Origin of the sequence: Chryseobacterium aurantiacum (genome assembly GCF_003020585.1) — a bacterium.
Classification (GTDB): domain Bacteria; phylum Bacteroidota; class Bacteroidia; order Flavobacteriales; family Weeksellaceae; genus Chryseobacterium; species Chryseobacterium aurantiacum.
In genome coordinates this window covers 42132-59043 of sequence record NZ_PXUE01000004.1, presented here as the reverse complement: position 1 = coordinate 59043, position 16912 = coordinate 42132, and the positions used below count along the sequence as shown (strand labels likewise).

The window sequence follows — 16912 nt, the reverse complement described above, 5'->3', positions numbered from 1 at the left end:
ACTTTTACGAAGTATAAACTAGGCGCCGGATATCTCAATGGTATGGTAAAATGTCATGTGATATTGCCATTGAAATTCCTTTCTGTCCTGTACATTTGTTCAACAAATTGAATGATCATGATACAGATAGCGGTTTTTAGTGATGTGCATGGAAATCTTCCTGCGCTGGATGTAGTATTGAACGATATGGAGAAAAGAGGAATCCGTCAAAAATTCTGTTTGGGAGACCTTGTGGATTTTGCTCCCTGGGGAAATGAAGTAATAGAAAAGATTAAAAGCCTGAATATTCCATGTTTATTGGGAAATCATGATGAACGGATCGCTTTCGATTTACCTGTTTTTCCTTTAAGTAAGCATTCAGAAGAAGAAACAGAGGCTAGGTTTATTGCCATTGATCATTCTAAGAAATACATTACCGAAGAAAATAAAATATTTTTATCAGAACTTCCTTTTCATTTAAAGTTAAACTATAAAGTTGGGCGCAAACATTGGAATATTCAGCTGTTGCATTCCAGCATGGAAAGTAATGATACTTATTTATACGAGTCCGAAAATGATGAGGTTTTTATGAATATGCTGGAAGATTCCAAGGCTGATTTAATAGTAATGGGGCATACTCATTTATCATTTAAGAAGCAGTTTGAAAATAAAAAATGGGCTCTTAATTGTGGTTCTGTAGGCCGATCGAAAGAAGAGAACAGGCTCGCATCCTATTTAATTTTAACTCTGGATGAAGAAAGAATTATTCCTGAAATTGTACAATTGAGTTATCCACTTGAAGAAACAGTCCGCAAGATTGAAGAAAGCAACATTCCCAATTACTATGCTTCTTTCTTAAGAAATGATAGAATATCCATGTCTTAGTTTTTTTGAATAGACGATTTTTAGTTCTGAAATAGATTGCAATCAAATTCTAATGAAATTGTTACCTTAACTTGTGTTATTGGAGTATATAATAATGCTTAAAAAAATAAAATAAAACCTGTTCTTACAACTGTATATTGAATGATATCATGCTTTTTAGACCTATCAATTATGAATTAATTTCATTTGTAATTGTTTGTTTTATAGTATTTTGTAAGTACTCGTACTTTGATTTTTAAATATTCGGACTGATTTTTTGAATGAAATTAGTTCGAATATTTTTATTCGGTCTTTTCTGAAAATTATCTGATGGATATTTGTATCAAATTAAAATCTTAGAAATCATGAAAAAGACAAGCCTTTTTATTTTTTTACTAGTATCAGTATTTTGTATGGCCCAATTACACAAAGGAAAAATAGACACCCTGCTTACTCCGGAAATTGGTGGAATAAAGCAAGCCATAGATATTAAAACAGATGATTCCGAAAAGCCTATATTGCTCTTTTTATCAGGAGGACCAGGAAGCTCGATGAGGAAAAATGCAGACTCTTTTACCAATATTTTAAAAAGTAAATTTACCATTGTTCAATGGGATCAGAGAGATGCGGGGAAAACGCTGGAATTAAATCCGTCTCCCGTTCAGCCATCGGTGGAGCTGATGGGAAAAGATACTTATCAGGTTATCAATTTTTTGAGAAAAGAATTAAAACAGAAAAAAATATATCTGTTGGGCAGTTCTTGGGGAAATGCTTTAGGTTTTTATATCGTCAGAAATCACCCTGAGCTATTGCATGCTTATTTTGCTGTAAACCCCGTTGTTAGCCAATTAGAGAGTGAGAAAGAATTGCTTCAGATTTTAAAAGATCATTTTAAAGAAGATCCTGTTGCTACTAAAGAATTAGCAAGTGTACATATTCCTTTCAAGGTAGATGAAGACCTGTTTTATTTAAGAAAATGGCTTTTTTATAAAGACGGAAAACAGTATGTAACGGGTGATGATTTTAAGAAAGGCTTTCTTCAGTGGTCAAAAACCTGGTCACCTGCATGGAATGAAGTCATGAATATTGACCTCCCAAAAACTTTAAAGAAAGTAGATTGTCCTATTTATTTCTTTGTGGGTAAAAATGATGTTCAAACCTCTACCAGAATTACGACCGAATATTTTCAAAAAGTAAAAACACCCAAAAAAGATTTGGTTTTGTTTGAAAATTCAGGACATCAGATTCATAAAGATGAACCGGTAAAGTTCCAGAATTCAATGATCGAGGTATTAAAATAAATTGAATCTAGGTTAAAAAAATTCATAACAAGAAGCTAGAAGAGTAAATCTTTAAATTAACATAGGACAGATTATTTATAGTTGTTATTTTGATTAAGTAATTTAAAAAATCAATAAAGTCCGATGATTGTTGCTATATAAGGTTTATTGACTTTTATCTTCTTGTTTTAAATGTATCATCTTCTTGATTAAGTAATTAGTATTATGATTATTTTGTAATTTTGTATCAGAATATTAATAACTAAAATAATGGTTAATTTAGAATGGTATCGTACTTTTAAAGCCATATATAAAACAGGTACCCTTACAGGTGCAGCAGATGCTTTGTTTATTTCGCAACCGGGAGTAAGTCTGCATTTAAGCTCTCTGGAAGCCTATGTAGGATACAAACTGTTTGATAGGACTGGCAGGAAGATGATTCCCACAGAGAGAGGGAAAGTGTTGTTTAATGCAGTGGCTGAGCCTATTACCAAATTGGAAGATGTAGAGAAAAATTTTCAAAAGTCTACAGAAAAACATACCCCAACCATTAGTGTGGGAATGTGTTTTGAAACTTTTCAGACGACTTTGGAACAGTACGTTTCTACTTTACCTTTCAACCTGATTATCAGTTTTGGAGAATATCCCGAGATGCTGGATCAACTGGATAAAGGTATTCTTGATCTCATCATCACTCCGAAAAAAGGATCGTCACCCAATATAGAACACGAAGCTTTTTCTTCCGAACAAATCATTTTGGTTGGAGGAAAGGATGTGGATACAGAGAGTTTCAACAAGGTTTTAAAAACAAGAGATGCAGATCAGATTGAAGAATGGCTGAAGAATGAAAAATGGTATGGAACTACGGGAGATATGGAGCATCTTTTTCAGTTTTGGACTCTGAACTTTGGTCACAAACCAAACTTCCGTCCGAATTATATTGTCCCTAATTTAAATTCTATCATCCGTTGTCTGAAAGGAGGAGCCGGGTTGGCTGTTGTTCCTGATTTTCTATGCAAGAATGAAATAGATAACGGCGATGTAAAGCTAATTTGGGAGGGAAAGAAGAAATTAGAAAACACACTCTATTTTGGATGCCGAAAAAAGACTAACTATCAAACAGAGATAGATCATATTAAAGGATTGTTTCGTAAGATGATGGGAAAAAACTAAATTTTTATTACAGTGAAGAAAATATTAGAAACCGAGCGCTTTTTATTAAGAGAACTTACGGTAGGCGATGCTATGAGTTTTTATGAACTTAATGAAAATTCAAAAGTGATTCAATATACTGGCGACAGGTCTTTTGAAAGTGTAGAAGAAGCGACAACTTTTTTGCAAAATTATAATGACTATGATGAGAACGGGTATGGAAGATGGGCGGTTATTGATAAATCTAACAATGAATTCTTGGGATGGTGTGGCTTAAAATATGACTCTTCTAAAGACGAAACAGATCTTGGATTTCGTTTTTTTGAAAAGTTTTGGAATAGAGGAGTGGCCACAGAAAGTGCTATTGCCTGCCTGAAGTACGGATTAGACCAGTTAAAGCTTAAAAAGATTGTGGGCAGGGCAATGTCTGAAAATATAGCTTCCATAAAGGTATTACAGAAGTTGGGATTTACCTTTGATAAGGAATTTGATTTTGATGGATGTAAAGGAGTGATCTATACTATTGAAAAAAATAATTTAGAATAATGGAAATTCTAAAATAACCATATCCCGTATCTGTAATCCGTTTTCATAAATAGGTGCGGGATAATTTTCGATGAAAAAATCTTTGCGTATTCCTGTCTTTACAAAGCCGTTTTTCTCATAAAACTTGATCTGTTGAAAACCGGTGTCAGAAGTTCCAACGGTAAGAATTTTATACTTGTTTTCACGGGCAATTTCCTTAGCCTTATTGATTAAGATACCTCCAATCCCTTTACTTCTATAGCTTTCAATAACGGCAATGTTTTTAAGTTCCAGCTCAGTATCATTATTTTTATGTAGTGCCATGACAGCAATGTTTTCAGCTCCGTCATGTAAAAGATAAATCTCAGAGTTGAAAATGTATTGGTCAATGGCCTCAGTTGTCTCATCGGCTAACAGGAGCAGCTCATAAGGAATTTCCGAATCCCTGGCATTTTTATTAAAAGTAAATGGTTCCATTTAAAGACTCATGTGAATAAGAGGATAGTCTTTCCCTGAACCATCTTTCTCAGATCTTCCGGTTCTTTTGAATCCCATTTTTTCATAAAAGCCAATAGCCTGGGGATTTTGTTCATTAACGTCTACTTTGGTAAGGCCGGTTTTTTCTTTCATAAATTGATAAAGCGTCTTTCCATAGCCTTTTCCGCGGGTGTCATTGTGAATGAAAAGCATTTCCAGATTTCCGTCAGCTACAGAAGCAAATCCTTTTGCATTATCATTTTCAGTAATTAAATAAACCTCCAGATTCGGGAGATAATCCCTTGGCATAGTTTCTTTGAAATAATTAAAGTCTTCTTCGGCAAGAAAATCGTGTGTTGCTTTTACAGCAGATTCCCAAATTTCCATAATTCTTGGATAATCTTCCGGATTAGCGAGTCTGATTTGATGTGACATGATTTCAAATTTATACAAAAATAGGGAAAATAGAGATTATTAGTTGGATGTTGTTGGTTAGAAACATGTTTTATATGGGTTGATTTGATTGTGGATTGTTTAAAACGCAAAGACGCTAAGAGAATTAATAGAATATTGTTTTTATGGCGCAAGAAAATCGAAGATTTTCGGCAGGGATTGGACTTCTTTTTTATTATAATAGGGAATTAGCAGAATTTAATTTTATCAAATATAAAATCCTTGCGCCTTATCAACATAATTAAAGGAAAAACCATAGCTTCTTTGGGTTCTCCAACAGCATTTAAAAGCTTATTAAATAACATTTTTTAACAGAAAACAGTAAAATTGGTAAGTCGTAGTTTCGATTTTTTGTAGCAAATTTGTGTAATCACTTTATATTAATAATTAAAATAAAGATTTATGCAAAAGAAAACCTATACAGGGCAGCCTGTAGTAACTTTAAATAATGGGATAGATATTCCTGCTTTAGGCTTTGGAGTTTGGCAGATGGAAGATCTGAAAGAATGTGAGAATGCGGTAATTAAAGCCATTCAAACCGGATACAGGATGATTGATACTGCTGCCATTTATCAGAATGAAACAGCTGTTGGAACTGCCGTGAAAAATAGTGGTGTAGATAGAGATGAGTTATTCATCACTTCCAAAGTTTGGGTTCAGGATCATGGCTATGAAAAAGCAAAGAGTGCATTTCAGAGAACATTGAACAGATTGCAGATGGATTATCTTGATATGTATCTTATTCATTGGCCTTACGGAGACTTTTTGGGAACATGGAAAGCTTTGGAGGAGCTGTACAAGGAGGGTAAAATTAAGGCAATTGGGGTATGTAATTTTACGGTTGAAAAGTTAGAGGAGCTAAAGGCAAATTCAACAGTTTCGCCGGTCATCAACCAGATTGAACTGCATCCGGTATTCCAGCAAAAGGAATTGCAGGTTTATGACAGAGAAAATAATATTATTACTCAACCGTGGAGCCCGCTTGGAAATGGAAATGCGAACCTATTAAGCAATGAAGAACTAAAAACTATCGCTGAAAAGTATAATAAAACAGTGGCTCAGGTGATTTTAAGATGGCATCTGCAGGAAGGTTTTGTAGTGATCCCGAAATCTGTGACTCCATCCAGAATTGAAGAAAACTTTAATGTATTTGATTTTGAACTGACAGCGGATGAAATGAACGTTGTTCGTGCTTTGGATACAGGAAAAAGATTGTTCTTTGATCCTAAGGATCCTGAATGGGAGCAGAAGATGCTAAATGCTGTAGCAGATATTTAATAATTCAATGTGGATCTATACTAAAAGATTCGATGAAGATAAAAATATGGTCACTTTAAACAGTGGCTATATTTTTTCGTATTCTATGTATGATGGTTTTTGCGAAAGACTTTTAGCTGCTGAATTATTAGTTGATCATGATTTTAACTTCATTTTTCAGATGAGTGCTTTTGAACACGAGAAAATGACAAGAAATAACTCAGATTTTTTTCAGGAAAGAGGTGAATTATCCGGAAAGATCTTTGACTACTTTGAAAAACTGATCGACTTGGATATCAAAGGATTAAATCAGAATTATAATTATGTTACTTTTGATATTTCAGATTTTGGTTCCCAACAGTTTCTTATTAATTTAGATCAGGGGTTGGAAATTAGTATTAGAGATGGTTTGCCTTTGGAGTGCTTTGAAACAGAAACAGAGTCATTATTGTTTGAGTTTAATGAATATATGAAAATCTGGGTAGAAGAGAAATATAAGATCTGGATAAAGTAGATGAAATATTGGTGAGTAATATCATATTCTGTTGAAACTGAACGATTCATATTTTTTGTACCTTTTTAATTAAAATTATTCTTATGTTTTGGTCGGATACAATCAGTAAAAAATTAGGAATACAATATCCTTTAGTTCAGGCTCCGATGTTTGGTGTAAGTACATCACAAATGACTGCTGCTGCAGCCAATATGGGATGTTTAGGATCTTTGGCTTTGGGTGATCTCTCAGCAGATGAATCCATTAAGCTGATCAGGCAAACGAAACTCCTTACAGATAAACCTTTTGCAGCTAATATTTTTGTACATCAGATTCCAGAGATAACCGATGCTTTAAAAGATCAGTTTGTAAAGACGAAGCAGTTTCTTGAGTTACTGGCTAAGGAAAATCATATCGATGTCAGTCTTCCCAATCTTGAAAATATCAGGATAAGAAGTTATCATGAGCAGGTAGAGGCAATAATTGAAGAAGGTTGTAAAATTCTGAGTTTTACTTTTGGAAATTTGGATAATGGAAGCATTCAAAAGCTAAAAGAGAATGGAGTAGTGCTTATTGGAACCTGTACTTCATTAAATGAGGCTTTAACTTTAGAAAAATCAGGAATTGATATCATTTGTGTACAAGGAACAGAAGCCGGTGGACATCGGGGTACCTTTGATCCTGACCATGTTCTGCAGATTGGCGGGCTGTCTCTATTGTCGCAGGTTTATGATCATGTAAATGTCCCTTTAATCTATGCCGGCGGGATTTATAACGGGAAGACTTTAAAAGCGATAAAAGATCTCGGTGCAAAGGGCTTTCAGGTAGGAAATATTTTGCTGGCATCTAAGGAAAGCTCTTTACAGGCTTTTGAGAAGGATAGGCTTAAAAAGGTTAGAGAAGATGAAATTATTTTAACGAAAAGCTTTTCAGGAAGATACGCCAGAGGGGTTAGAAATAAGTACATCGAGGTTGTTGAAAATACAGAATATATTTTACCATACCCTTATCAGAACAAATTGACGAATGCATTGCGTAAGGCGGCTAAAGATCAGCAGAATATAGATTTTGTAGGGCTTTGGACCGGGCAGTCTATTCATGATTATAGTGAGTCATCGACAGAGGAGATTCTGAGAAACCTCATACAACAATCAGAGGAGATCGGGATAAAATAAGCATGAACCTGAGGTGCTTCAAACCTATTTTGTAGGTATTAAAGAATATAAAAATTCCTTTCAGCTAGTGAAAGGAATTTTGTTTTATGTAGAAATCTGAATTGAAAGCTCTCATTGTGAAACTTTCAAATTAGTTTATTTTGTAAGATCTAGTCCTCCAAAGTTTCCTGAGCTCATCATCAGATAAACCCCATTCGTTTTATCCAAAGTGTTCCAATAGGAATGAAGTTCTTCTGCATTGGTGAAAACTCTTAAATTTTCATTCTTGAATTTTTCCTTAATGAATTCCGGAGAAATTGGCTCCATTCTTTTGATTTTTAAAGCATCTTCAGAATAGAATACGATAGCTTCTTCTAATCCATCCATTGCGTGGTCATATTGCTCTAGAAAGATAGGGTTTAAGCTTGAATACGTATGAAGTTCAAGGAAACCATATTTCTTTTCGTTCTTAAATTGTTCCTTGAATGCTTTTACTGCTGCTTTTACCTTACTTGGTGCATGGGCAAAGTCTTTATAAAGAGTTCCGTTATCCTCTCTTTCCACTTTTTCAAGACGCTTGGATGCTCCCTTAAAGCTCATGATTGCCTCATAGAAATCTTCATCCATAATGCCCAGTTGTCGGCAGATGTGTCTTGCTCCTTCAAGATTTAAAAGATTGTGCGCTCCAAAAACAGAAAGTGGGACATCACCCATTTCAGTTTTTAAGTATACTTTTCCATTATTGATCTCGTATTCAGGGGTTTTGTAAGGGATTTTTCGGAAGTAATTTTCGGCGTTTTCCACCACCTTTACTACTTCAGGATCTTCTTCATTATATACCAATACCCCTCCGGCAGTAATGCTGGCTACAAACTTTCTAAACTGTTCAATATAATCGTCAAACGTTTTAAAAACATTGATATGATCCCATGCGATACCGCTCATTAAAGCAATATTCGGTTGATATAGTAAAAACTTAGAGCGCAGGTCAATAGGAGAGGAAAGATATTCATCCCCTTCCAATACCATGAAGTCATTGTCCTGTGTTAGTTTTACCATACAGTCGAAGCCCTCCAGTTGCGCTCCTACCATAAAATCTACCTCTTTCTGGTGGAAGTTTAATACGTGAAGGATCATTGAGGTAATGGTTGTTTTACCGTGAGAACCTGCAATAACAACTCTTGTTTTATTCTTTGACTGCTCGTACAGAAATTCAGGATACGAGTATATCTTTAGCCCCAGTTCCTTTGCTCTCGCTAGCTCAGGATTGTCCTGATGGGCATGCATTCCAAGAATAACAGCATCAATATCTGAGGTGATTTTTTCGGGGAACCAGCCCAATTCCTGGGGAAGGATTCCCTTTCTTTCCAGTCTGGATCTTGAGGGTTCAAAAATAGCATCATCTGAACCTGTAACCTGATATCCTTTATCTTTTAATGCAATGGCAAGATTGTGCATGGCGCTCCCGCCAATGGCAATGAAGTGGGTTTTCAATTGTAATTACTGTTTTTTAACATTAGTATTAATGATCTGCTGGAAAGCCTCAAGAATATTGTTCCAGTTTGTCTGATAATTTGGAATAATCATGCTGGCATCTGTTTTACTGCCTTCATTCGGACCTTTTTTCACATTAATAGAAGTTGAAACATTATCGTAAAGCTTTTTACGGTCTTCCTGTATTCTTCTGAAGTTATTTTGAGAAAGCACCTGATCTAGTTTCTTCAGATCTTCATTTGAAATTTTGAAGTCTTGTTTGTGCTTTTTTCCCTGTCCTTCAAAAGAATAATGAACGTTATTTCCTTTGATAAGCAAATTTTCATATACAGGAGCATACCCTCCGCTCTTCGAATAGCTGATGTCAAAATCCGAATATACCTTTTGGCTATTACATGAAACGAGTACTATGATGGCGAATAAGATTCCAATTATTCTGTTCATAATTTTAATTATTTGAGTCCTTTTGTTCTAATTTTTTAGCTTTAAGTTCTTCATCATAATTGTGTAGTAGGTTGAAGTCTTCAGTCTGCTCAATGGCAGTCATAATCTTCAATAAAATTTCCGGTGCTTTTTCATTATCGTAATCGATATCCAGAGGAGCCTTGAATTCCATTGTAGGTTTTACACCAGTTACCTTTACGCGGAGTCCTTTTTTATCAAATGCTCTTCTGAAACCGTTAATCTTAATAGGAATAACAATAGGGCGCTGGTTTTTTACCAATTTTGCGGTACCTCTTCGTCCCTGTGCAAAGGCAGATGTTGTTCCCTGTGGGAAAGTGGCAACCCAGCCATTGTCTAACGCTTTCATGATATTATCTACCTCACTCATGTCTACCATTCTGTTGACATTTTTTCCTTCTGCTCTCCAGGTTCTTTTTACAGTAACGGCACCAGCTATTTTAAAAATTTTAGGAAGAATACCTTTATTCATGGTTTCTTCAGCGGCTACATAGTAAAAATCAATCTTTGGATTCAACAGGTAGATCGGATTTTTGATTGTATTCAAATATCCGTTATTTACGGCGCAGAAAGCATGATACATGGCTGCTACATCTGCAAAATAAGTTTGATGGTTAGATACAAACAGTACGTTAGAGTCCGGAAGATCCACAAGGTGTTCTGTACCGGTTATTTTTAACTTATTAAAGCCGTTGAATCTTCTGTATGATACAACTCCTAAAATAAAAATAATAAACCTTTTCAAAAAATAAGGTGTTCCGAATGCATCGGTGAAAATATTTTTCTTCGCCATCTCTCAATTAAACACGGTTGTGCAAAGTTACATTTTTTTCAGCAACTGGCTGAATTCACTTAATATCATTGCTGTAGCTCCCCAGATAATATATCCGTTGAAGTTAATGACAGGAACCTCATGCCCTCCGGCACTCGGAAGCGCCATAATTTCAGGGGTGTCCGACAGATTGAGAAAAGAAGTGATAGGGAATTCTATAGATTCCACGGCCTCGCTTTGCTGAAGAACAAATTCAGGGTTCTTTTTAGTATATGAGATATAAGGATATACGTAAAAGTTACTTGGTGGAATATAGATGGGAGACATTTCTCTGATGATGCGTACGTAGTGCTTGTCTATTCCAATTTCTTCAGAGGTCTCCCGAACAGCTGTTTCAGCAAAGTCCCTGTCCATTTCCTCGCGTTTTCCGCCAGGTAATGAGATCTGTCCGCTATGTCTGTCGTGTTCATTAATAGTTCTTTGGATCAGTGGAAAATACCATTCGTTGTCCTTTAGATATAATACAATATTAACTGCCGCAAACTTGGGATTTTTTGCAAGCACTTCGTCATAGGTGAAAACGGGACGGGAGGGAGGTGAGAATACTCCGTGGGCGTGTTCACCAGGAAGTTCTACACTTTTTATTTTCCTTAATAAATCTTTTCCAAAATTTTCCATACCTCAAATTTAACAATATATTCTTGAAGAAATAAGGGCCTTAACATTAATTAACCAATGTAATGAATAGAATGAGAAGATTAAAAATGAATTGATGATTCTCTGCTCACTTCCTCGTTCCTAAAATCAGTACCGTATTTTCCCGTAACTGAAATCCATGATTTCCCAAATACCATAAACGGTGACTTTAAGAACTGTATATGGTGATTTTTAGAATTTACACTTTGTTGGTGGTTTTTCACATTGGAGCAGAGTATACCTTTGTCATACTATTAACCAATTAATTTTTAATAAAATGAAAAATTTACTTGCAGGTGTGTTTACACTAATCGCCATGAGTTTCAGCTTCGCTCAATTTAATATTGACGTAACTACTCAAACAGGAAACTTGAATACAGCTACTGTAGACCAAACAGGTCTTTTGAACATTAATTCCTTAACACAAACAGGGAATCGTAATACTGCAGATATTGATCAGATAGGTATCTTAAATATGAATACTGCAGTAAGTACCGGAAACAGAAACTCCGTAGATGTAGATCAGATTGGTATTGCAAATTCAAATAATGTGAGCCAACTGGGAAATAGAAACTCTGCTTCAACCTGGCAAATTGGGATTCTTAACTCTACAGACCAAACTCAGATCGGAAGAAGAAATAATGCATCTTCAATACAGGTAGGTTTAGGGAACTCTGTAGTTCAGTATCAGGACGGAAGAAGAAATGATGCTTCTGCAATTCAATTAGGAGCGGGTAACTCTGCTTTTCAGGTTCAATTAGGAAGACGAAATGAAGCAGACGCGCTTCAGGTAGGAGCTAACAACTTCCTTGTTCAGTATCAGGATGGTAATGATAACGTTGCAAACCATACTCAATTTGGTAGCAATAACATTGCAGCTTCTGTTCAGGTTGGAGATGATAACACTGCCGTAGGAATACAGGTGGGTAATGCAAACCAATTATACCAATTTCAATTAGGAGATTCCAATACAGCTATCGACTTACAAATGGGTAACGGAAACTTTAGCTGGATCACTCAAAGTGGTGATTCTCACTTCCATCTAGGAACTCAGGTAGGTAATGGAAACTCAATGATTGTGAATCAATCCAATTAAGCCCTTTTTATACTGTAAATCTTTAACAATAAGGAGGAACTACAGGGTGGTTTCTCCTTTTTTGGCTTACTGCCAAAATATCACCGGAAACAGTGATTTTATATCAGTACCTACTGGGCGTGTTTTTTTCAATTCTCGATTAATGTACCTTTAATTAAAATAAAATGCCATGTATAACTTAAGATGGAGTATTCTAGCTCTAATTGCGTTATTGCCATTGCATGCTCAGGAAATTGACTGGGATAAGGTGAATAGTAATACAGTCTTCAATCTTATAACCAGGCAGACCATTGATCAGGGCTCCTATTATTCCGATATCATTCAGGTAGGGGATCATAATAATGCCGAGCTTTCTCTTAATGCAAGAACTACTATTATTGTAAAACAGTTGGGTGACTATAATGCTCTTTTATTTATTAACTCATTCACAGATAAAGAAACCCAAACTGCCATTACGACACAAGGAAGTAATAATATTATTGATATTACGGGAAGCAACAGTATTTCTGATGGAATTCAGATCAATGTAAAGGGAGACAATAAAACAGTTTTCATGAGAAATTATTAAAACACATGTGATGAAACTTTTAAATTCCCTAAGTCTGAGCACTTTTTTTATCGTCCTGTCTGTATTGGCTTATGGGCAGGAGGATAAAAAAGTAACCGCTAAAATCCAGAGCAGCTTTCTGGAAAATCAGATTAAGCTCAAAGCGGTTGTAATGAATAATACTGCAGTCTACAAAGAACTAAACTACCTTTTGGTATCCATCAAAAAAGGAAACGGCGGAAACCTTTCCAACAACCAGCAAAGCGGTAAATTTTCCGTCAACCCAAATGAAGTAAAGGTTTTGTCTGAATTCAGTGTAAACCTTGATGCTAAGGATGCTTTGAAAGCTTTTCTGTATATCAGAGATGAAGAAACCCGAACGTTGGTGGCTAAGGATAGCCTGGAACTCAACAGTGATCTTTTTAAAAAGAAAATAGCCAAGATAGAAGATGATGCTGTTTATGAGTTGAAAGGGCTTACCATTGATGAAACCAAAACCAAGGTTGGAAAAGACTTTTATGATATGTTTTATATGCAGTACAGCCAACTTCCTGATAAAAGCAGCAGTGCCGTTACCATTTCGGAACTTCCCCTCCGTGGAACCAGCGGCCAGATCAATATCCAAATGGATGATAAAGTGATCTACAGCTTCATGAGCAATCCGGGAGAAGACTATCTAAAAGAACAATTGACTTTCAGTTTAAAATATATCAAAGAATTTAACGCAAAGAAAAACCTTATTAAAAATGAATTTATCTACTAAAAACGTCCGCCATGAAAACATTAATCATTACTTTAATCTTTATTGCGGGTATTTTCTTCGGAAAATCTCAACAGCTCGTTTATAAACCTGTAAATCCTGCATTCGGAGGAGATACGTTTAATTACCAGTGGCTATTAAGCTCTGCAAATGCACAAAATCAATTTGATGAAAAAAACGATTATAGTGACTTACTTGATCGTGTAAATTCTCTTGACAGCTTTACCCAAAGTCTCAATAGGCAGATTCTCAGTGAGCTTTCAAGAAAACTGTTTGAAGACCAGTTCGGAGAAGGAAGTTTAAAACCCGGTAACTACCTCTTCGGATCACTTTACCTACAGATTACCAACACGAATCAGGGACTTTTGATCAATATTTTGGATACCAGTACAGGCGATCAGTCCGAGATCGTAATTCCAAAATAAAAAATAAACTTAAAAACCAAACTTACCATGAGAACTTACATTTACACCAGAATTTTTTTCTGTAGTTTTCTGCTATGTATTTTGCAGGCTTGTAGTTCTATCTTTGGCTTACCTTCAGATCCCGAAAAGCCAACGATGGGAGAGGTCACCTCTTCTACAGAAGAATTAAAGAATCTTCCTTTACCAAAAGAAAAAGTTGTAATAGGAGTCTATAAATTCAGAGATCAGACGGGCCAGTATAAGCCGTCGGAAAACGGAAACAACTGGAGTACCGCCGTGCCGCAAGGAACTACTACCATCCTCATTAAGGCACTGGAAGACAGCCGATGGTTTATCCCTATTGAAAGGGAAAATATCGCAAATCTACTCAACGAAAGACAAATCATCAGATCCACACGTCAGGAATACATAAAGGATGCAGATAAAAGCTCCCAGGCACTTCCACCCCTTCTATATGCCGGAATTCTTCTGGAAGGTGGAGTCATTTCCTATGATAGTAATATTTTGACAGGAGGCCTTGGTGCCAGATACTTCGGAATCGGTGCTTCCACACAATACCGTCAGGATAGAATTACTATTTACCTGCGCGCTGTCTCCACACTCAATGGAGAAATTCTTAAAACTGTTTATACATCCAAAACCATTCTCTCAACCAGCGTAAACGGTAGCTTTTTCCGATATGTAGATACGGAAAGACTCCTGGAGGGTGAAGTGGGATTTACCCAAAACGAACCCGTTCAGCTTGCCGTAACTGAAGCTATTGAAAAAGCCGTGAAATCTCTGATTATAGAGGGAATTCAGGATAAGATATGGGGAAAAGCCATTGAAAATACAAGTTACCAAGCTTTGATTAACGAATATAAGAGAGAACAGGAACATAATGCCGGAAGAGTCATAGGTAACAGATTTCCGGATAATTATAGACAAAAAGTATCTGTGTTTGCCAATGTAGAAGCACAAAAAGTAAAAGATGACTACGTAAATCCTAAGATGAATATCGGTGGAAAAGCGGGCGTAAAATACTTTCTCAATCCTAATTTTAATATAGAGATTAGTGGTAATTATTTTACATTGGAAAATGAAAATATTGTAAAAAGAAACTACTTCGGTCCTGAAGTAAACCTGGAATACTTGCTTTTTCCCAAGTATAGATTTAGCCCATATATTTATGGTGGGGCAGGAGCATTCTATTCTAAATACAAACCTCAGTACAAGGGGCAGTTTGGAGGTGGCCTTGAATATATGTTGGATCACAATGTTTCTCTGAGAGCTTCTGCACAATATGACCTTGGCTTCAAGGACAATTGGGAAGGTCTTGTGAACGGAAAAAGAAAAGATCAGGCCCTACGCTTTGCTCTGGGAATCAATTTTTACCTTGGAAACAAATAAAAACACCAATTATGAAAACTTTAATAAAAATACTCAGCCTATTCATCCTTGCCTTTTGTCTGTTTTCTTGTAGTGAAGAACTTGTAGAGCAGGCCCAAACAGGAATATTAAAAGGAAAAGTAGTAAAAAGAGGCAGCAATACGCCGCTGGCAAATGTAAAGATCTTTACAAACCCTACAACACAAACTGTTTTCAGTGGTACTGACGGATCCTTTGAGATCGCCGCCATGCCGGTAGGGAATTACTCCGTAAAAGCAGAACTTTCAGGATATATTACGAGCTTTCAGTCTGTTAATATGCAAAATCAAAGTCAGACGGTGACCGTGGTATTTGAGATGGATGATGATGAATCTCTGAATTCTCCGCCCACAACACCGCAACTGCTAAGTCCGATAGATAATGCAGTAAACCAACCGCTAAGCGTTGAGCTGACCTGGAGTGCAACAGATTCTGATACTGCAGATGTTTTAAAGTACAGTTTGACAATTAAAAATAATCTTGACACTAACGTGATTCAGGTTAATGATTTGACAGCTAATCATTATACGCTTTCAAATTTGAAGTTTGGTGTAAGTTACTTCTGGCAGGTGTCTGTTTCGGACGGCATTCACCAGCCAGTTTTAAGTTTAATCAGTAAATTTACCACCAATACGGTTCCTGCCAACAGGTATCATTATGTACAAAAACAAAACGGTAATTTTGTCATTATATCCAGCGATGAAGCAGGGAATCATTTTCAGTTTACCGATGGATCCTACAATAGCTGGAGGCCAAGGAAAAATAACAATGCCGGTCTCATTGCATTTCTACGAACAGAAGGAGGAAGTACACATATTTATACTGCCAATCCGGATGGTTCCAATCCTTTTAAAGTAACTACCGTTCCGGTTGCCGGGTTTAATAATTTTGAAATGGATTTTGCCTGGAGTACCAACGGTAAAGAAATTATTTATTCAAACTTTAATAAACTGTACAGGATTAATAAAGACGGCAGTGGCCTTACATTGGTGTATACCACACCTGACGGAAGTTTGATCTCCGAATGTGACTGGAGCTATGACGGCAGTAAAATCGCCCTGAAAACCAATGATTATAATGGATATAACACCAAGGTGTATGTTATTGATACCACAGGAAATACCCTTAAAACAGTGCTTTCTGGATCATTGGGAGCTAGTGGGGGCCTTAACTTCTCTGTAGACGGACAACTTCTGATGTTTACCCGTGATATATCAGGCTATCAGGATGGCAGTGGAAATTATCGCCAACTGGATTCCCATATCTTTATCTATAATCTAAACACAGATGCCCTTTATGACATTTCTGCGGAAAGCGAAAAAGCAATGGGAACAAATGATCTTGATCCAAGATTCTCTCCGAATAATGCACAGGTGATCTTTATGAATACCTCTAATGACAATATTTCACAAAGAAATGTAATGGTAATTGACCTGAGCAGCAGCATGACGGATCTTACACGTTCTGCACTTTTCAGTAACGGAGAAATGCCGGATTATGAATAATCAGAGGAGATGCTGCATGAAACTGATTCGCGGTTTGCACGTCGAAATATAAAGTAAAAAGAATAAGATTTTGAGAAGTAGAATATAATTCATGATTAAAGTTTTAAAGTAATA

The 16912-nt window shown here is 36.1% G+C and carries 19 protein-coding genes; 13 read left to right on the top strand and 6 right to left on the bottom strand.

The features are described 5' to 3' along the window. Positions 1–117 precede the first annotated feature (117 nt). From C7D53_RS14590 to C7D53_RS14575, 4 genes are all read left to right on the top strand, one after another. Positions 118–864, top strand: a complete 747-nt coding sequence (locus C7D53_RS14590) for a metallophosphoesterase family protein (protein WP_106917182.1) — start codon at positions 118–120, stop codon at positions 862–864. Positions 865–1208: 344 nt separating this feature from the next. After that, a complete protein-coding gene (locus C7D53_RS14585; RefSeq protein WP_106917181.1) occupies positions 1209–2144 on the top strand; it encodes an alpha/beta fold hydrolase in 936 nt (311 codons plus the stop codon). Between the two features lie 249 nt (positions 2145–2393). Continuing rightward, positions 2394–3296: a LysR family transcriptional regulator gene (locus tag C7D53_RS14580; RefSeq protein WP_106917180.1), complete on the top strand. Its 903-nt coding sequence runs from the start codon at positions 2394–2396 to the stop codon at positions 3294–3296. 12 nt (positions 3297–3308) lie between these two features. Then, entirely contained in the window at positions 3309–3821 is a 513-nt protein-coding gene (locus C7D53_RS14575; RefSeq protein WP_106917179.1) for a GNAT family N-acetyltransferase, read from the top strand. Here the strand turns inward: C7D53_RS14575 and C7D53_RS14570 are convergent. Both C7D53_RS14570 and C7D53_RS14565 read right to left on the bottom strand, forming a co-directional pair. After that, positions 3813–4277: a GNAT family N-acetyltransferase gene (locus C7D53_RS14570; RefSeq protein WP_106917178.1), complete on the bottom strand. Its 465-nt coding sequence runs from the start codon at positions 4275–4277 to the stop codon at positions 3813–3815. The genes C7D53_RS14575 and C7D53_RS14570 overlap by 9 nt on opposite strands. After that, entirely contained in the window at positions 4278–4712 is a 435-nt protein-coding gene (locus C7D53_RS14565) for an acetyltransferase (RefSeq protein WP_106917177.1), read from the bottom strand. Positions 4713–5132: 420 nt separating this feature from the next. Between C7D53_RS14565 and C7D53_RS14560 the strand changes: the two genes are divergently transcribed. The 3 genes from C7D53_RS14560 (at position 5133) to C7D53_RS14550 (ending at position 7655) form a co-directional block, all read left to right on the top strand. Further along, positions 5133–6008, top strand: a complete 876-nt coding sequence (locus C7D53_RS14560; protein WP_106917176.1) for an aldo/keto reductase — start codon at positions 5133–5135, stop codon at positions 6006–6008. Between the two features lie 46 nt (positions 6009–6054). Continuing rightward, complete coding sequence (locus tag C7D53_RS14555) at positions 6055–6501, top strand: hypothetical protein (RefSeq protein ID WP_162926184.1); 447 nt, start codon at positions 6055–6057, stop codon at positions 6499–6501. A gap of 83 nt (positions 6502–6584) precedes the next feature. Next, positions 6585–7655 carry an NAD(P)H-dependent flavin oxidoreductase gene (locus C7D53_RS14550; RefSeq protein ID WP_106917174.1) on the top strand — a complete coding sequence of 357 codons (1071 nt, stop codon included), beginning with the start codon at positions 6585–6587 and terminating at the stop codon, positions 7653–7655. 135 nt (positions 7656–7790) lie between these two features. On the opposite strand, the gene C7D53_RS14545 is transcribed toward C7D53_RS14550, so the two are convergent. Genes C7D53_RS14545 through C7D53_RS14530 form a run of 4 tightly spaced genes read right to left on the bottom strand, consistent with a single transcriptional unit; the run spans position 7791 to position 11040 of the window. After that, positions 7791–9128 carry a UDP-N-acetylmuramate--L-alanine ligase gene (locus C7D53_RS14545; RefSeq protein WP_106917173.1) on the bottom strand — a complete coding sequence of 446 codons (1338 nt, stop codon included), beginning with the start codon at positions 9126–9128 and terminating at the stop codon, positions 7791–7793. Positions 9129–9134: 6 nt separating this feature from the next. After that, positions 9135–9572 (bottom strand): hypothetical protein, encoded by a 438-nt coding sequence (locus C7D53_RS14540; RefSeq protein ID WP_106917172.1) that lies wholly within the window; start codon positions 9570–9572, stop codon positions 9135–9137. A gap of 4 nt (positions 9573–9576) precedes the next feature. Beyond that, on the bottom strand, positions 9577–10383 hold the full coding sequence (locus tag C7D53_RS14535; protein ID WP_068939518.1) for a lysophospholipid acyltransferase family protein: 807 nt from the start codon (positions 10381–10383) through the stop codon (positions 9577–9579). Between the two features lie 27 nt (positions 10384–10410). After that, positions 10411–11040: an NUDIX hydrolase gene (locus tag C7D53_RS14530; RefSeq protein ID WP_106917171.1), complete on the bottom strand. Its 630-nt coding sequence runs from the start codon at positions 11038–11040 to the stop codon at positions 10411–10413. A gap of 295 nt (positions 11041–11335) precedes the next feature. Here C7D53_RS14530 and C7D53_RS14525 point away from each other — a divergent pair, with 295 nt between their 5' ends. From C7D53_RS14525 to C7D53_RS14500, 6 genes are all read left to right on the top strand, one after another. After that, complete coding sequence (locus C7D53_RS14525) at positions 11336–12154, top strand: hypothetical protein (protein ID WP_106917170.1); 819 nt, start codon at positions 11336–11338, stop codon at positions 12152–12154. A gap of 169 nt (positions 12155–12323) precedes the next feature. Beyond that, positions 12324–12722 (top strand): hypothetical protein, encoded by a 399-nt coding sequence (locus tag C7D53_RS14520; protein WP_106917169.1) that lies wholly within the window; start codon positions 12324–12326, stop codon positions 12720–12722. 10 nt (positions 12723–12732) lie between these two features. Beyond that, positions 12733–13464 (top strand): CsgE family curli-type amyloid fiber assembly protein, encoded by a 732-nt coding sequence (locus C7D53_RS14515; RefSeq protein WP_106917168.1) that lies wholly within the window; start codon positions 12733–12735, stop codon positions 13462–13464. Positions 13465–13475: 11 nt separating this feature from the next. Further along, the gene (locus C7D53_RS14510) at positions 13476–13886 is read left to right on the top strand and encodes a curli production assembly/transport component CsgF (RefSeq protein ID WP_106917167.1); all 411 of its coding nucleotides are present in this window, start codon (positions 13476–13478) and stop codon (positions 13884–13886) included. A gap of 27 nt (positions 13887–13913) precedes the next feature. Next, positions 13914–15275, top strand: a complete 1362-nt coding sequence (locus C7D53_RS14505) for a CsgG/HfaB family protein (RefSeq protein WP_106917166.1) — start codon at positions 13914–13916, stop codon at positions 15273–15275. Positions 15276–15286: 11 nt separating this feature from the next. After that, positions 15287–16798, top strand: coding sequence for a carboxypeptidase-like regulatory domain-containing protein (locus tag C7D53_RS14500; protein WP_106917165.1), 1512 nt, complete (start codon positions 15287–15289; stop codon positions 16796–16798). The last annotated feature ends 114 nt before the right edge of the window (positions 16799–16912 follow it).

What these genes read in the sequence shown, in the direction of transcription:
- C7D53_RS14535 (WP_068939518.1), bottom strand. Translation starts at nt 10,383, where the DNA reads ATGGCGAAGAAAAATATTTTCACCGATGCATTCGGAACACCTTATTTT.
- C7D53_RS14570 (WP_106917178.1), bottom strand. Translation starts at nt 4,277, where the DNA reads ATGGAACCATTTACTTTTAATAAAAATGCCAGGGATTCGGAAATTCCT.
- C7D53_RS14565 (WP_106917177.1), bottom strand. Translation starts at nt 4,712, where the DNA reads ATGTCACATCAAATCAGACTCGCTAATCCGGAAGATTATCCAAGAATT.
- C7D53_RS14520 (WP_106917169.1), top strand. Translation starts at nt 12,324, where the DNA reads ATGTATAACTTAAGATGGAGTATTCTAGCTCTAATTGCGTTATTGCCA.
- C7D53_RS14500 (WP_106917165.1), top strand. Translation starts at nt 15,287, where the DNA reads ATGAAAACTTTAATAAAAATACTCAGCCTATTCATCCTTGCCTTTTGT.
- C7D53_RS14585 (WP_106917181.1), top strand. Translation starts at nt 1,209, where the DNA reads ATGAAAAAGACAAGCCTTTTTATTTTTTTACTAGTATCAGTATTTTGT.
- C7D53_RS14530 (WP_106917171.1), bottom strand. Translation starts at nt 11,040, where the DNA reads ATGGAAAATTTTGGAAAAGATTTATTAAGGAAAATAAAAAGTGTAGAA.
- C7D53_RS14540 (WP_106917172.1), bottom strand. Translation starts at nt 9,572, where the DNA reads ATGAACAGAATAATTGGAATCTTATTCGCCATCATAGTACTCGTTTCA.
- C7D53_RS14560 (WP_106917176.1), top strand. Translation starts at nt 5,133, where the DNA reads ATGCAAAAGAAAACCTATACAGGGCAGCCTGTAGTAACTTTAAATAAT.
- C7D53_RS14550 (WP_106917174.1), top strand. Translation starts at nt 6,585, where the DNA reads ATGTTTTGGTCGGATACAATCAGTAAAAAATTAGGAATACAATATCCT.
- C7D53_RS14555 (WP_162926184.1), top strand. Translation starts at nt 6,055, where the DNA reads ATGGTCACTTTAAACAGTGGCTATATTTTTTCGTATTCTATGTATGAT.
- C7D53_RS14590 (WP_106917182.1), top strand. Translation starts at nt 118, where the DNA reads ATGATACAGATAGCGGTTTTTAGTGATGTGCATGGAAATCTTCCTGCG.
- C7D53_RS14510 (WP_106917167.1), top strand. Translation starts at nt 13,476, where the DNA reads ATGAAAACATTAATCATTACTTTAATCTTTATTGCGGGTATTTTCTTC.
- C7D53_RS14580 (WP_106917180.1), top strand. Translation starts at nt 2,394, where the DNA reads ATGGTTAATTTAGAATGGTATCGTACTTTTAAAGCCATATATAAAACA.
- C7D53_RS14525 (WP_106917170.1), top strand. Translation starts at nt 11,336, where the DNA reads ATGAAAAATTTACTTGCAGGTGTGTTTACACTAATCGCCATGAGTTTC.
- C7D53_RS14515 (WP_106917168.1), top strand. Translation starts at nt 12,733, where the DNA reads ATGAAACTTTTAAATTCCCTAAGTCTGAGCACTTTTTTTATCGTCCTG.
- C7D53_RS14505 (WP_106917166.1), top strand. Translation starts at nt 13,914, where the DNA reads ATGAGAACTTACATTTACACCAGAATTTTTTTCTGTAGTTTTCTGCTA.